This window comes from uncultured Desulfosarcina sp., from assembly GCF_963664155.2.
Taxonomy (GTDB): Bacteria; Desulfobacterota; Desulfobacteria; order Desulfobacterales; family Desulfosarcinaceae; genus Desulfosarcina.
Map to the genome: position 1 here is coordinate 44,022 of NZ_CAXXXH010000001.1, position 15,465 is coordinate 59,486.

The 15,465-nt window shown below is 55.2% G+C and carries 12 protein-coding genes; 4 read left to right on the forward strand and 8 right to left on the reverse strand.

Annotated features, from left to right (window positions below; all coding sequences use genetic code 11):
* The first annotated feature begins 16 nt into the window (after positions 1–16).
* Both ACHZBS_RS00235 and ACHZBS_RS00240 read left to right on the forward strand, forming a co-directional pair.
* Positions 17–1,216: an ABC transporter permease gene (locus ACHZBS_RS00235; protein WP_319404527.1), complete on the forward strand. Its 1,200-nt coding sequence runs from the start codon at positions 17–19 to the stop codon at positions 1,214–1,216.
* A 232-nt stretch (positions 1,217–1,448) separates the two neighbouring features.
* The gene (locus ACHZBS_RS00240; RefSeq protein WP_319404528.1) at positions 1,449–2,024 is read left to right on the forward strand and encodes a CBS domain-containing protein; all 576 of its coding nucleotides are present in this window, start codon (positions 1,449–1,451) and stop codon (positions 2,022–2,024) included.
* Between the two features lie 105 nt (positions 2,025–2,129).
* Here ACHZBS_RS00240 and ACHZBS_RS00245 read toward each other — a convergent pair whose 3' ends face one another.
* From ACHZBS_RS00245 to ACHZBS_RS00270, 6 genes are all read right to left on the reverse strand, one after another.
* Complete coding sequence (locus tag ACHZBS_RS00245) at positions 2,130–3,968, reverse strand: chloride channel protein (RefSeq protein ID WP_319404529.1); 1,839 nt, start codon at positions 3,966–3,968, stop codon at positions 2,130–2,132.
* Positions 3,969–3,971: 3 nt separating this feature from the next.
* Positions 3,972–5,288: an aminotransferase class I/II-fold pyridoxal phosphate-dependent enzyme gene (locus ACHZBS_RS00250; protein ID WP_319404530.1), complete on the reverse strand. Its 1,317-nt coding sequence runs from the start codon at positions 5,286–5,288 to the stop codon at positions 3,972–3,974.
* Positions 5,289–5,642: 354 nt separating this feature from the next.
* Positions 5,643–5,921, reverse strand: coding sequence for a PxxKW family cysteine-rich protein (locus ACHZBS_RS00255; protein WP_319404531.1), 279 nt, complete (start codon positions 5,919–5,921; stop codon positions 5,643–5,645).
* A 105-nt stretch (positions 5,922–6,026) separates the two neighbouring features.
* Positions 6,027–6,860 (reverse strand): mechanosensitive ion channel domain-containing protein, encoded by an 834-nt coding sequence (locus tag ACHZBS_RS00260; RefSeq protein ID WP_319404532.1) that lies wholly within the window; start codon positions 6,858–6,860, stop codon positions 6,027–6,029.
* A gap of 104 nt (positions 6,861–6,964) precedes the next feature.
* Entirely contained in the window at positions 6,965–7,657 is a 693-nt protein-coding gene (locus tag ACHZBS_RS00265; protein ID WP_319404533.1) for a DUF2959 family protein, read from the reverse strand.
* A gap of 98 nt (positions 7,658–7,755) precedes the next feature.
* Entirely contained in the window at positions 7,756–9,099 is a 1,344-nt protein-coding gene (locus ACHZBS_RS00270; protein ID WP_319404534.1) for an OmpA family protein, read from the reverse strand.
* Positions 9,100–9,616: 517 nt separating this feature from the next.
* On the opposite strand from ACHZBS_RS00270, the gene ACHZBS_RS00275 reads away from it, so the two are divergent.
* Together ACHZBS_RS00275 and ACHZBS_RS00280 are read left to right on the forward strand one after the other, a co-directional pair.
* Complete coding sequence (locus tag ACHZBS_RS00275) at positions 9,617–10,615, forward strand: KpsF/GutQ family sugar-phosphate isomerase (RefSeq protein WP_319404535.1); 999 nt, start codon at positions 9,617–9,619, stop codon at positions 10,613–10,615.
* 24 nt (positions 10,616–10,639) lie between these two features.
* The gene (locus ACHZBS_RS00280; protein WP_319404536.1) at positions 10,640–11,971 is read left to right on the forward strand and encodes an ATP-dependent 6-phosphofructokinase; all 1,332 of its coding nucleotides are present in this window, start codon (positions 10,640–10,642) and stop codon (positions 11,969–11,971) included.
* Here the strand turns inward: ACHZBS_RS00280 and ACHZBS_RS00285 are convergent.
* Together ACHZBS_RS00285 and ACHZBS_RS00290 are read right to left on the reverse strand one after the other, a co-directional pair.
* Positions 11,941–13,284 carry a glycosyltransferase N-terminal domain-containing protein gene (locus ACHZBS_RS00285; protein ID WP_319404537.1) on the reverse strand — a complete coding sequence of 448 codons (1,344 nt, stop codon included), beginning with the start codon at positions 13,282–13,284 and terminating at the stop codon, positions 11,941–11,943. The genes ACHZBS_RS00280 and ACHZBS_RS00285 overlap by 31 nt on opposite strands.
* 20 nt (positions 13,285–13,304) lie before the next feature.
* Complete coding sequence (locus ACHZBS_RS00290; RefSeq protein WP_319404538.1) at positions 13,305–15,380, reverse strand: penicillin-binding protein activator; 2,076 nt, start codon at positions 15,378–15,380, stop codon at positions 13,305–13,307.
* Positions 15,381–15,465: the final 85 nt, after the last annotated feature.

The following is a 15,465-nucleotide window of genomic DNA, read 5'->3' on the forward strand; positions in this document are numbered from 1 at the left end:
TACCGGAACCAATCCTATGATTTTTCGTGACGCGCTGAAATGGGCCCTGCAGTCGCTTGCCGGCCAGCGCCTGCGCAGCTTTCTGACCATCCTGGGCATTGCCGTTGGAATTGCCGCAGTGGTTCTGCTCACCTCCCTGGGCGAAGGCGTTCACCGTTTTGTGTTGGGGGAATTCACCCAGTTCGGTACGAACCTCATCGGGATCACCCCTGGAAAAGCCTCCACCACGGGCGTTTCCGGTGCGGTGATCAGCAATGTCCGGCCCCTTTCCATCGACGATGCCGTGGCCCTGTCCCGGATTCCACAAATTATGTCCACCGTGCCGGTGGTCCAGGGCAACGCGGCCGTAGAATACGGTCCACGCAGCCGACGGACGTATGTTTTTGGTGTCGGCGCGGCCGTACCGCAGGTCTGGCAAATGACCGTGGCCCAGGGCCGATTCCTCCCCGACGACCATACTGCCGGCACACGGGCGCTGGCGGTTTTGGGAAGCCGGGTCAGCCGTGAACTTTTCGGCGGGTCGAACCCTTTGGGACGGCGCATTCGCATCGGCGGGGAACGCTATCGCACCATCGGCGTCATGGCCACCAAGGGGCAGATGCTGGGATTCGATCTGGACGATGCGGTCTATATCCCGGCCTCCCGCGCCCTGGCCATGTTCAACCGGGAAAGCCTGATGGAAATCGATGTGCTCTTTACTGCCGGCAGCAATGCGGATAAAATTGCAGACCGAATCAAAGCGCTGTTGCTGTCCCGCCACGGCAGCGAGGATTTCACCATCGTCACCCAGACCCAGATGCTTGAGGTATTGGGATCGGTGCTGGGTGTACTGACCCTGGCCGTGGGGGCCATCGGCGGCATTTCCCTGCTGGTAGGCGGGGTTGGCATTACGACCATCATGACCATCGCTGTGCGCCAGCGCCGGGCGGAAATCGGCCTGCTGCGCGCCCTGGGAACCGGTCAACGTTGGATCATGGGCCTGTTTGCCATCGAAGCCACCCTGTTGGGAGGTATCGGCGGAATCGCGGGAGTCATCCTGGGAACCGGCGGCGCATGGCTCCTGGAAACCCTCGTGCCGAAACTGCCTACGCATACGCCTCTTTCCTATGTGGTTCTTGCAGAAGGCCTGGCGGCGGCCATCGGCCTGCTGTCCGGTATCCTTCCGGCACGTCAGGCGGCCCGGCTGGACCCCATCGAGGCGTTGCGCGCAGAGTAGAAAAGGCCCTCGGATCGAAGCACCATATGACGGGTTCCTCGACGACTGTTGGTACGTGCAACCCACCGGCATCGAAGAAACGGGTAGTGGTTGCGACTGCCGGAAACTTGGGTTGCATCTCTGTTGCCGACGCCTGTGGATATGCTTATTTTTCGTTAAAACTGTGGATATGCTTATTTTTCGTTAAAATAGTAGCATCGTAGCCGACCAACCGGAGAAGGGAAGGTGTGAGATGAAATCTTACCAAGTAAAAGACCTGATGGTGCCGCTTGCCGAATATGCCACGGTTTTCGAAGGCGCAACGCTCCTGGAGGCCGTCAGGGCATTGGAGACCGCACAATCCGCTTTTGACCAGAAGCGCTATCGACATCGGGCCATTCTGGTGATTGACAAAAACAACCATTTTGTCGGCAAAGTGAGCCAGCATGACGTCATTGAAGCCCTCGAACCCAACTACAAGGAAATGAGGAGTTCCATGAATCATGGATCCATGCATCGCCTCGGTTTCAGTGACGACTTCTTCAAATCAACCCTGGAGCAATACCACCTGTGGGAAAAAGCGCTCGAAAACCTGTGCGAAAAAGCGGTTCACCTCAAAGTCAAAAACATCATGTATACACCCGGCAAGGGCGAGTTCATCAATGAGCACGCCAGTTTGGATGAAGCCATCCACCGGCTGATCATCGGGCATCACCACTCCCTGCTGGTGACTGCAGACCGTGACGTGCGTGAGATTGTCGGGGTGCTCAGACTCACGGATGTCTTCGAGTTCGTAAGCAACGCGATGCATGAATGTATGCTCAAGTGAGACCCTTCCGCGCATGCCTTCACTTTTTTACGATACGAATCCGCGGGCGTCCGAGAAACGGTTGACGGTTTCCTTCCTGATCATTTTCTGTCCGCTGATGATCAGCTATGAACCGTAAAGGGCCTGGCGCCGGGATTTCATCTCGTCCACTTTCTGGTTGTAAAAGGAGATCACCTCGCGTCTGTTGAGCATGCCCAGCAGAATCCCGTGATCCTCAGTCCTCACCACCGGCAGGCTGTCGATATTTCGGGTGGTGAATTTTTTAAGTACGGCATTGAGATCCTCGTCCGGCGTGGTGACAATGATGTCTGAAGTTCCCACGTCCTTCATCACCACCAGCTGCTCAATCTCGGGGGAGAAGAGAACACCCCGGATATCGTTGACGGAAAAGATTCCCACCAGGCGTTTCTCCTCATCCACCACCGGAAAGTAGTGCTGTTTGGTCTCGGAAAAGGTGCGTTTAAATTCCAGAAACGGCATATTCTGCGGAATCAGGGTCACTTTTTTCACCAGGGGCATGAGGTCGTTGACCGGTATGGCCTGAAGGATGTCCACGAAAAAGTCGCCGGCGTGAGCCTGTGAATCCACTTTGCTCTGCACCTGCTGACTGTAAATGCTCCAACGCCGCGATGCCATATAGGCCACCGAACAAACCAGCAGGCTGGGCAGCAGCAGGTGGTAGGAATTGGTCATCTCGCTGACGAAAATGATCGTAGAGATGGGGGTGTTGGAAACCGCCGTGAAGAAGCCGGCCATTCCCACCACCACGAAGGCACCGGGTTCGGTGACGACGGAAGGCATGATATCGTGAAAGATTTTGCCCACGCATCCGCCCATGGCGCCGCCGATAACGATGGAAGGCCCGAAAACGCCGCCGCTGCCCCCGGAACCGATGGAAAAAGAGGTGGTCAGCACCTTGCCCAGGGCCAGTGAAAGTAAAAACGGAATAGCCAGTTCGTTATTTATCGCCTTCTGGGCGAACCCATAGCCAAAGGCCAGGGTGTGAGGCAGGAAAAATCCGATGATACCGGTCAACAGGCCGCCGATGGCCGGTTTGATGTGGTTGGGAATTTTCTTGATCGATGCGAAGATATGAACCGTGCCGTAAAAGGCCTTGATGTAAAAGACCCCGGTGGCCACCAACACCAGGGAAAGCACCAGGTAGGGACCCAACTCCAGGGGGTTTCTAAAATTAAACGGCGGCGAATCGAACAACGAGCCCCAGCCGAACACCAGGCAGAAGACACAGTATGCCACCACCGATGAGATGCCTGCCGGAATGATCACCTCCGATTCAAAGTCAGGATCCCGATAAAGGACCTCCGCCGCAAACAAGGCACCGGCCAGCGGAGCACGAAAGATGCTTCCCACGCCAGCACCGATGCCGGCGGCCATCATGATCCGGCGTTCACGGTCGGAAAGCTTGAGGGTGGTGGCCAGAAAGGAGCCGAAACCGGCACCGATCTGGGCAATGGGCCCCTCCCTGCCCCCGGATCCCCCGGTGGTCAGGGTAATGGCTGACGCGATAGTTTTAATAATGGGCACCCGGCCGCGAATGAATCCGCCTTTGTTGTGGTAGGCATTTATCGCGGCATCGGTGCCGTGACCTTCCGCTTCCGGAGCAAATGTGTAGACCAGCCATCCGCTCAGGACCCCCCCCATGGCCGGCAGGAACAGCAGCATCAACCGGTTGAGCGAAACCGATGTGGGTGGCAGCAGGTGGTGTTCGCCCGCCGGCGCCGGGGGGCGGTAACCGGCAAGCATATCCAGAAAGTAATGGAGCCCCAACTGGCACAGGTAATGAAAAACGACGGAGCCGAGGCCGGCAATCAGGCCGATTGCAATGAAATAAAACGACCAGCGGGTGGCCTGGGCAATATTCAGGCTTTTCAGCTTTCCATTGATTCGCCGGTACGTACTTGGTTTCGTTTCCGTTTGCGGCATGATCTACTGACTTTTTTCCAGGTCTTTGACTCCTTGAAAGATGGTATCGAACAGTTTTTCCACATCGGCTTCTTCCATACACGAAAAAGCGACACGAAGGTTCGATTCCCCCAGTGATATCAATCCGACGCCATAGCGATCCAACAGATGAACACGCAGGGTTTCGGCATCCACGGTTTTAAGCCGGATGCACATGAAATAGCCGGAGTTGAAGGGGTAAACCTCCCACGCCGCGGCGTACTTGGAATCATTAGAGACCGTCTTGACCCGTTTTGCACGGGCCATGAGGATGTTGAACTTTGATTTCTTTTCGGCCGCGTTCTTCTCGTTCTGCATGGAATTGAGCAATATGGTCTGGCTCAAATGCGAGGCGTTGGAAATAGTGCCCCGGATGCACCCGGCCGTCTTACGTTCCAGGGCATCGAAAAGGGGCGCCGTGTCGCCCTTGAAGGTGCCCCCGTAGGTAATGAAACCCACCCGCAGTCCCCACACATAATTTTCCTTGGTGGCCCCGTCGAGCTTAACCGCCAGGATACCGGGATGCGCCCCGCACAGCCGTGCAAAGAGAGATTCCTTGAGTGTTTCCGGTTCATAAAAAAGACCGAAATAGGCGTCGTCGGTGACCGCCAGAACATAGGTGCCGGCGGCGGCCGTATCCGTAAGGATGCGGACGATACCGTCCGCTTCTCTTTCGGAAACGGTATATCCCGACGGATTCTGGGGAAAATTGAGCACTACCGTAATCTTGCGGTGGTCGGCCGCCTCTTGGCGGACCGCCTGTTCGAAGGCACCGAGGTTGAATTCGCCTTCCGCGGTAAACAGCTCGTAGTGGCGGATGCGGGCATCTTTACGCACGGAGAAGATCATGCTGTAGTTGCCCCACATCATCTCGGGCAAAATAATCACATCCCCCGGACTGGTCCATACATCGGCAAAGGTGGCGATACCATGAGTAATTCCGCAGGACACCACCGGCAGGCTTACCGTTTTTCCCGCCAGGGACGGATTCTTTTCAAACATCTCAGTCTGCCACTGCTTGCGCAGGGCGGGAATGCCGAATGAGGGGGCGTAGGTCAGCGACTGGCTGGGCCGGATATTGTTGAGCGAGGCCATAACACTGTCAAACCGCATGGTCCGGCCGTCCTCGGTGGCGATGCCGATAGTGGCATTAATGGCATGGGCCTTTTCCTTGGCTTCGGCACTCTGGCTCAGGATGCCTTTGGGAAAAAATAGTTTTTTGCCCACATCGGACAGCATGTCGTAAACATGAGGGGCCGCGGATTTAATGATCTGATTCAGTTGTTCGGCTAAAGGATTCATGGGCATCCATCCTCAATGGGTTTCATCCAGACACGGAACCGGTAACAGGGATAGGGTGACTGCACGATGCCAGTTTTTTTCTGTCTATTGCGGGAACAGAAGATTCAAAGGGCCCGACAACAGTCTTCAGAACCGATACGACAACATACGGACAAATATGATAAAGGGGATATTTACTTCCTGAACGTAAAAAATGTCAAGGGAAAAGTGCTTTAAAAATCAGGAGGATGCGTACGGGATCGCTTTCGATCCCATGCCGGGCATACCAGCGACCGCGACGTAACGCAAAAAACCCCGCCACATCGGACCGATGGCGGGGTTTTCGACTAATCGGTTGGATTGTCGGCTGATGAACTACTTCCTTGAGCGCTTGGAAGCCTTCAACGGGTTGATCTTCTGAGCCGTTTCAACCATACTCGAGCTGACATGCGTGGCCAGGTTGCAATTTCCGTTTTTCCACTTGGTCATGGGATCAGGGCAGGCAGCGCAATACCATCCCGAAGCGATCTCCAGGGTACGGCTGCATCCTTTGCACTGTTCTACAATTTCAAGGCAGACGCCACCGTTGTATCCACAGCCTTTGGCTGTCATGAAGGCACATTCCATGCCTTTGCGAACCGTTGTACATTTCATTGAAAACACCTCCCGTAATAGTCTGAACAATTAAAAAGGCCAAAGAAGAAGGTTCCTTCGGCCTTTTCAAAATTGGGCGATATATAATCAGGTCAAATGGGCTTGTCAAGCACTTTTTTCCTGCGCCTCGGCACCATGCTGATAAAGGTGAACGTCGCGCTGGGGGAACGGGATGGAGACACCGTTGGCGTCGAAGGCTTTTTTGATCTTTTCGGTCAGATCGAAATGAACCCCCCAGTAGTCTTCCACCTTGACCCAGGGACGAACCACGAAATTCACACTGCTGTCCGCCAGTTCGGAGACGGAAATCTGGGGTTCGGGCGTCTTTAAGATCCGACTGTCTTCGGCGATGATATCGGCCATAAGGGATCGGGCCTTGTCGATATCGTCATCGTATCCGATGCCGAACACCATGTCCACACGACGGGTTCCCTTGACCGTCCAGTTGACGATGTTATCGTCGGTAAGCTTGGCATTGGGAACGATGACGGTCTTGTTGTCGGCGGTTTTCAATTGGGTGGTGAAGATCTGGATGGCCTCCACCACACCGAATACGCCGGCCGCTTCAATGAGGTCACCCACTTTGAAGGGCCGGAAGATGATCAGCAGAAAACCGGCGGCAAAATTGGACAAGGACCCCTGAAGGGCCAGGCCGACGGCCAGACCGGCAGCACCGAGAATGGCAATAAAAGAGGTCGTCTGGATACCCAGCTGTCCCAGGGCGGCAATGACAATAAAAACCAGCAGACCGATGTAGGCCATATTGGATGTGAAGGTAATCAATGTGTGGTCGACCTTTCCCTTGGTCATGATGCGCTCCACCAGTTTTCGCACGCCTCTGGCCACCCATCGCCCGATGATAAAAATCGCCAGGGCGGCCAGGACCTTCAATCCGTAAACCGTCAACAGTTGATAAATTTTGTCGAGCATCGCTTCCATTTTAAAGATTCCTTTCCTCTTGTTACCGGTTCCGACAAAGGCGCTTCATCGGACCATCCCGTGGTTTTTATTGGACCTGTAATCCTGAATGGATTGAATACGGCCTACATGGTTTTCACAAATGCATCGGCCTCTTTGATGGAGCGATTCATATCCGCAATCAGGGAAGAAACGTCCGCTTCGATGTCCGTTACCTCTTTTCTCAGGGAACTGACCGCCTGGGCGTTGAGGTTGTGTTTGAGATAGAGCACATAATCCTGCAGGTTGGTAAGTACCGGGTCCATGGACGCTTCCGCACGGGCCATGGAGCGCTGCAGCCGGGCAAACCGGTTGCGGGTGTCCTGCAGGGACGCCCGGCTTTTGGATTTAAACTTTACATTTTCGATGGCGGCGATTTCCGCCTCCCACTCTTTGAACAGGTCAGCAGCGATGCGCTCGACCTTGTCGATGCGGTCACGCACGGCATCGGCCCGTTCTTCACAGGCCCGGTAGTCTTCACTGAGCTTTTCGTAGACATCTTCCAGCTCTCCGCCCTCAAAGCCATACATGGCCTTGATGCGGTCCACGACGCTGGCGAACTGTTCAGACGCCTCGGCCTGGTCTTCGCGGACCTTTTCAACATTGTCTTTCAGCAGGTGACGCTTCTCCTTGCCCATCTTCTCCCAGACGGCGTAGTAGGTGGTCTGGCAGCCGGCGGCAAAAAGAAGAGCCGCCGTCATCAGCACAGCGACACGCATGGCCCCACTGCATTTGAATGACGCGGACGGATTTTTGGGTCGACTGTCTCTGTCAGTCATTCGTCATTACTCCACGAAAGTTGGGTTTATGGCTGCCCCGCGACCCGGGAAAAGGATCTCCGGGCCGCAGATGGCAGCCGTTTATAAAGGTGAAGGGATCAGTCGATTTTGGTGAACTGAACCCGACGGTTCTTGGAACGGCCCAGCTTGGTCGCGTTGTCGGCGATGGGGCGATCCGGCCCGTATCCCTCGGCCGAAAGCCGGGACGGGGAAACGCCTTTGCCCACCAGATAATCCACGACGGCCTGGGCACGTCGCTTGGACAGATCCATATTGAAGGCGTGGGCGCCGGAGCTGTCGGTGTGGCCTTCGACCACGACCTTCAACTGGGGATTGGCACCCAGCGCGGCGGCAATTTCATCAAGAATTCCATAGGAAGAGGGTTTGATATCCGCCTTGGAGACTTCAAAGTTGATCTCATTGAATGTCCATGAAACCGCACCCGATTGCAGCACGGTCAGGGGGCAACCGGAGGCATCGACCTTCACGCCGGCAGGCGTTCCGGGACATTTGTCCAACGAATCCGGCACACCGTCACCATCACTGTCCAGCGGACAGCCGGTGGAATCCACTTTCACACCGACAGGCGTCCCCGGGCATTTGTCCAGATAATCCGGCACGCCGTCCTTATCGCTATCCAGCGGGCAACCCACCGCATCGACCTTCACGCCGGCAGGGGTCCCCGGGCATTTGTCCATGGCATCGGCCACACCGTCGCCGTCGCTGTCCATCATCTCGCCGATAAAAATCTTGCGCACATAATCGGCCATCTGCTGACCGCTGGCCAGGCCGTCGGCAGTGGTGGCAAATCCGCAACCGCCGATACGGGCGAGTTCGTCCATCAGTTTCTTCCCATTGGCGTCGTCGCCGATCAGGATGGGATAGACGCAGAGCGAATCACCGAATTTCTCTTTTAAAGCCATTGCCGATGCCGGCGGTTGGGTACCCATACCCGCAGCGTCGGTAACGATGATCAAGGCCGTTTTCCCCTCGATTCCTTCCAGGTCCATGGCTACGGCGGAGATCGCCTTATCTAAAGGACTCGGGCCGCCGGCCTTGGAAACCGTCGAGAGCCCCTTGGCAAAGGCGGCCTTGTCAAAGTCGCCCATATCAACGATCATCGTTGAGCTTTTCCGGGTCAGATCGGGATCGCCCCCGAAGATGCGCAGTCCGCTTTTAATCCCCATATCCGCCGGAAGGGTTCGGGCCATGTTGCCGACCACGGATGCGGCGATATCGAGCTTCTTCCACTGTTGATAGCTTTGATCCATGGATGAAGAAGCATCCAGAATGACCATCATATTCTGCGTCTTAAGGGCATGTCCACCCGCATCGACACCCACCGGGGTAATCGGGGGTACCGGCTCGTAGGACGTGGCACAAGCACTCATCAACATCGCAACCGTCAACATAAAGGCAAACTTGAAAACAGGGTGTTTCATGACTCTTCCTTTCCATGCGCTGGGATTTTTTGGGGATAGGTCTCATTTTTAGGGTTTTGATTTAAATACAGTGGAACGGAATAATGGGAAATTCTGCTTCAGGAACCAAAATTTTAGTCGCTGATATGGAACTGGGCAAGGGAAGTTTTCCTCAGACTACAAAAACACCCGATTGAAATCAACAACATTATACTTGCGCCGGACAGGTAGCAAAATAATCGCCTTCCGAAAAAAATCCAGCGCGCGATCAAAATAAATTAAAACTGTTGCATTACGTTCACCATGGGTCGACCCGATATCATCCACAATCCGCCGGCCATTCGATCCGGCGGTTGATATGAATCATATAGAACCCATACCCTGTCCGCTGCCACGAGATTAATTGACTTTTCAGGCAAATGGGCTATTGTTGGTCAACATAAAATCCATTTACAGAGGGCTGCCAATCCAGCTCGCCAAAGCGTCGGACGCACCCATCAAGTCAACCGTCGCAATCATCAAACAGGAATTTTGAGTAATGATCTTAGATGAAGCACGCCAGGTTCTGCAGATTGAAGCAAACGGCATTTTAAAGCTGATCGACCGTCTCGACCACCGCTTCGAGCAGATGGTGGAAGTCATCCTTAACGCAACCGGCCGGCTCATCGTCAGCGGCATTGGAAAATCCGGCATCATCGGCCGAAAAATCGCCGCCACCCTGAACAGCACCGGTACGCGATCGCTATTTCTGCACCCGGTGGAGGCCATGCACGGCGATCTGGGAATTGTCGGCCCGGAAGACGTCTTTCTGGCCATGTCCTATAGTGGGGAGACCGATGAACTGAACATACTGATGCCCAGCATCCGCGATATCGGGTGCACCGTCATCTCCATGACGGGAAACCCCGCGTCCACCCTGGCCAAACACAGTGACATCATCATCGATGTGGGTGTGGAAAAAGAGGCCTGCCCCCTGGGTCTGGCACCGACGGCCAGTACCACGGCCCTGCTGGCCATGGGGGATGCGCTGGCCGTGGTGCTGATCAACAAGAAGCAATTCAAGACAAGCGATTTCAAGCGATTTCATCCCGGCGGGGCGCTGGGCCAGCGACTGTTCAGCCAAGTGAAGGACATCATGTTCACCGGCAAGTCAGTTCCCACCGCTACGACATCGGTATCCATGCAGCAAGCCGTGGAAGAGATGGACCGGCACGGGTTGGGTGCCCTGATCATCGTCGGCGAAGATCAGCGACTGGCGGGGATTCTCACCGACGGCGATCTCCGGCGGATGATTGCTCAGAAGAAAACGGTTTTCGAACAATCGCTGACTGAAGAGATGACCCCCTCGCCCCTGCATGCATTTTCCCAGACACCTGCCTATGATGCCCTCACTATTATGGAGCAGCATGAAATCACCGTTCTGCCCATCATCGACAACGATCGCCGGGTGCTGGGCATCCTGCACCTGCATGACATTTTAGGCAAAGGTGAATTCAAGTTTAACGGGCTCGTACCCGAAAAAAAGGGCATCATCTGAATGGATACCCTGCAAGGAACCTTCATGAATCAAGAAACCATCGAAACCAGCATTCGGACACTGGGTGAGGCCAAGATTCCATCGCCGATGTTGAAGGAAGAGCATGGCGGGATTCACCACCTGTTCGTTTCCGATGAAGATCAGGTGATGATCAATATCAAGCGGGCGAATATCGAAGCAATGTTTGCCAAAGGCATGTCCCCACCGGCCTTTGAAGTGGCCGGTCCGAGGCGGAAAGTCTATTTCGACGCTTCCAAACTCAGGTGCGCCATTGCCACCTGCGGGGGTCTGTGTCCGGGGCTGAACGACATCATCCGCGCCATTGTGCTCGAACTGCACTACCGCTACGGCGTAAAAATCATCTACGGCGTACGCCACGGCCTGGAGGGCTTTATTCCTGAGTACAACCGCGATTTTCTGGACCTGACACCGACCCGGGTGACCACCATTATGAACATGGGCGGTTCCATTCTCGGATCGTCGCGGGGAGCACAGGACATCGATCGGGTGGTGGACTGCCTGGAGGTGAACAATATCGGCATCCTGTTCATGGTAGGTGGCGACGGCACCCTCATGGCCGCATCCAAGATTGCGGATACCATCTCTCAACGGAGGCTGAAAATCAGCGTGGTGGGCATCCCTAAAACCATTGACAACGATATTCACATGGTCTCCCGCTCCTTCGGATTTGACACGGCGGTGGATGTCGCCCGCATGGCCATTCAGAGCGCACATAACGAGGCCATCGCCTACCCCAACGGCGTGGGTCTCATTAAACTCATGGGGCGGCATTCCGGTTTTATTGCCGCCACAGCCGCCCTGGCCCAGCAGGATGCCAATTTCGTTTTGATTCCTGAAGTTGATTTCGACCTTGAGGGACCCAAGGGATTGATGGCCGCGTTAGAGGCCAGGGTGACCAGCCGGGGTCATGCGGTTATTGTGGCGGCCGAAGGAGCCGGGCAGAAATTTTTCCAAAATGTGGATGAGCGTCGGGATCCATCCGGTAACATCCGGCTCAATGACATCGGTCCCTTTCTCAAGGAAGCCATCAAGGCTCACTTTGCCCAAAAAAATATTCCGTTAAATATCAAATATATCGATCCCAGCTACATGATTCGCAGCCTTCCTGCCAATGCCAATGACAGTGTGTTCTGCGGTTTTCTGGGCAGGGATGCGGTGCATGCGGGGATGGCGGGAAAAACCAAGCTGGTCATCGGCCATTGGAACAACCATTTTGTGCATTTGCCCATGGAGGCCACGGCAGGCAGGAGAAAACAGGTTCGGCCCAACGGAAAACTGTGGACAACAGTACTGGAATCCACCGGTCAACCCTCGCTGAAAAATGACCCATCCTGACCGCTGACCGGTGGCACGGGCAATAACTCCCTGACCACCTGCGCGTGACGGCGGGCGGCCCCCTGGTTGGAGAGCACCGCCCTTTTCGCCAAACGGCCCATTCGGCGGGCCACGTCGGGATGCTTCAGCAAATGGATGGCCCGGTCAGCCAGTTCCCTTCCGTCTTTCACACAGATACCGCCGCCGAAGGTCTCGAGCAGGGTTCTGGCCTCTTCAAAATCCTCCATGGAGGGACCGAACAGTACCGGCTTTCCCCACACTGCGGCCTCCAAAACATTCTGCCCGCCAAGCGGTACAAGGCTTGCCCCGCAAAATACCACCGAAGCAATGCTGTAGACATTGCGCAATTCACCGATTGTGTCCAGAATCACCACCGGTGCAGACCGTCCGGCCCCTGTTTTTTCCAGTTCGGTCCGATATTGGCATTCAATCCCTTTTGCACGCGCAGTCTCCGCGATCCTGGAAGACTTGTTTATGTGTCGCGGCGCAAGGATGAAGACCAGCCCCGGAATCTGTATTCTCAACCGGTAATAAACATCCATCAAAATATCCGCTTCTCCCCCGCGAATGCTTCCCGCGATGAACACCGGAGTGGTTTCATCCACTGCGTAAAGCCGCTTTAAACCTTGAATCACGGCGTCATCCCAATCAACATCCGGGGCGTCCATCTTCGCATTGCCGTTAATGTGGACCCGATGGGCCGGTGCGCCCAGGGAGACGATCCGCCGGGCATCCGCTTCGGATATCATGCTGAAGGCATCCACCTTCTCCAGCACAGGCTTCATCAGCCTCCGAATCTTCCTGTACGAACGAATCGACCGGTCGGAAATACGGCCATTGATAAACACCGTTTTAATCCCGGCCCCATGGGCTTTAAGGATCCAGTTGGGCCAGATTTCCGTCTCCATGCAAATCAGCAGATCCGGGCGGTAAGCGGAAAAAAACCGTCCAATGGGCCGCCATAGATCCACCGGTGCGTATCGCACGGTGGCCCGTCCGTCAAACTGCCTGCAGGCATATCGCTGGCCGGTCATCGTGGTGGTGGTAATGAGAATTGACGCCTGGGTGCAGGAGATCTCCAGGGCGCTGACGATGGCTTCGGCCGCCTTCACTTCGCCCACAGAAACGGCATGAATCCAGATTCGCGGGCGTACGGACATGGCCGGGTCCCGGTGAGGCAACCCGTATCCCATCCGCTGGGCGAGTGCCGCCTTTCGTTCCGGGTCTTTCTTCTCATGGCACCAGATCGCAGGAAGGACGACCAGGGAAAGCCCGGATGCTAAAAAATTATAAGCGAAGTGAAAAATATTCATGGCCGCAGGCGGAACCAGGCTTACTGACTTTCATTGGCGGGTTCTGGATCATGGGTTGGCGTGGCCTCTACAAAACGCCCCCGATTAATTCGAAGCATGTGCAGGGTTTTCTCCACCTCACCGTTTTGCGCGAAGCCGGTCCGGCCGGAAACGCCTTTGAAATCATTGATCTGCAGCAGGGCCTGTTTCAAGTCTCGCCGTGAGTCGGTGGCGGTTTGCCGCATCGTCTGAAAAGCCATCATGGCGGTATCGTAGGCGACTGCCTCGATGATGCCCGGGACCCTGCCGTATGCACTCTGGAAAGCCGCCACAAATTTTTGGACCGTTTCAGACTGGCTTTCGGCAAAAAAGCCGTCGGCGATCAGCGTATCCTTCATGTATTCGCCGGACATTTCCAAAAGTGTTCTGGAGTTCCACAGATTGGTGCCAAGCAGATACACATCGCGGACATCGTAATAGACCAGTTGCGGTATGATCAACCCCGCTTTTTTGGGCGCATCGGGAATAAATACCGCATCAAAATCGACAAGGGGATGCCATTGATCATCCTTGTCCGGATTGCGCCGGCCGAGATCCTCAATGGCCTTCCGATCCAGAGGAATGCCGCTGATCCGCTCCACTGGGTCAGCAATCACATCTCTTCCGGATCGCTCGGAATCCTCCATGAGGGGTAGCCGCGACGTCTGAATCCGGGGCAGGCCGGTTACCGCTAAATCGTTGGGGACATCATAAAAAATACCAGCCAATTTTTTAATGGGTTTGGCAAAATCCGTGCCTTCGGGGTCATACATCTCAACCGCGTTGACCACGCCCCCATATTCAATCACCTGGTCCCAGAACAGGTTCATGTAGCGCCGACCGTAATTTTCATCGGGGTATAACACGGCAAACCGTTTGGCACCCAGTTCGTCCATGGCAAATGATACCAGCGACCGCACCTGCATCTGCGGGGTGATGAAATTCCTGAATACGTATGTGCCGATATCCGGAATCCCATCCCGCTGGGTAAAAACGAGAATCGGGATCCCCCGGGCCTGTGCGCTTTCGGCGGCGGCTTCGGCGGTGGACATGGGCCCCAGGATGACCCCGACCTTTTGTTGATCGAGTTGATCCACCGCCTTCACGGCCACACCGGGATCGGACCGGGAATCCTTGACAATGATGTTGAATGGAATTCCTCCGCCCATCTCACCGGACTGGCTCAACGCCAGTTCGATGCCGTTTAAGGCCCGTTGGCCGAATATGGCATAGGAACCGGAAAGGGGCAGCAGGCAGCCGACGGTAAAGGGGGTAAAACGGGCGCGTTCCGTCAGGGAATGGATCATATCTGACGCATCCTGGTAGTCCGGGTGCTCGGGAAACCGTGCCACAAAGGCCTGGAAAACATCCAGGGCCTCGTCATAATTTTCATCCAGAATGAAAGCCATGCCGAGGCGGTAGAGCAGCAGGCCCATGAGGCGTCGATCCGTGACCTGAGAGATCAACTGCTGGAGGTCGTCTGCACTGAGCTGTTCGGCTGTCTTTTTTAATTGGGTCCAAGCGATTTCCACATCCGCACCGGAGGCCGTGTTCCACGCCCGATAGTAGGATCGGGCAGCCTCCAGATGCGAACCCATTGCCTCATAAGCCTTTGCAACAATCATAAAAAACGGCATCCGTCGAAGTGTGGGATCGGTCCGCTCGATAAAGGCAAGACCGCGGGTGATAACCGATTCAAAATTGCCGCCGTCGAATAGGATATTCAAGATTTCCATCACGGCGCCCGAAACCAGCGCACTTTCCGGGAATTCACGGTTCAGCCGCGAGAACACATCCATGGCATCTTCATCGCGGCCGGCAAGCCGGTATATCTTTCCTATTTTGAACAGGGCATCATCAGCGAAAGGGTCATCATAGGCCTCACGCAAAAACGTGTTATAACCATCCAGGGCCTCGGTGTATAGACCCTTTTCAAAGGCTCGCTCGGCGTTCTGAAAATCGGCATTGCCCGGCATTGCAGGAACCGGTCTGGGGGTGGCTATCGGCAGTGGTTTAGGCGCACAACCCGAATTGACAACGACTAAAAACAGAATCATCGTTCGAATGATCCAAGTCATTTTGTAATCTTTCTGTGAAGTTCTCCGCTGAAGGAATCCGTACATAGCGGTTCCTGATAAACCTGAGGCCGCAGTGCGGCATCGC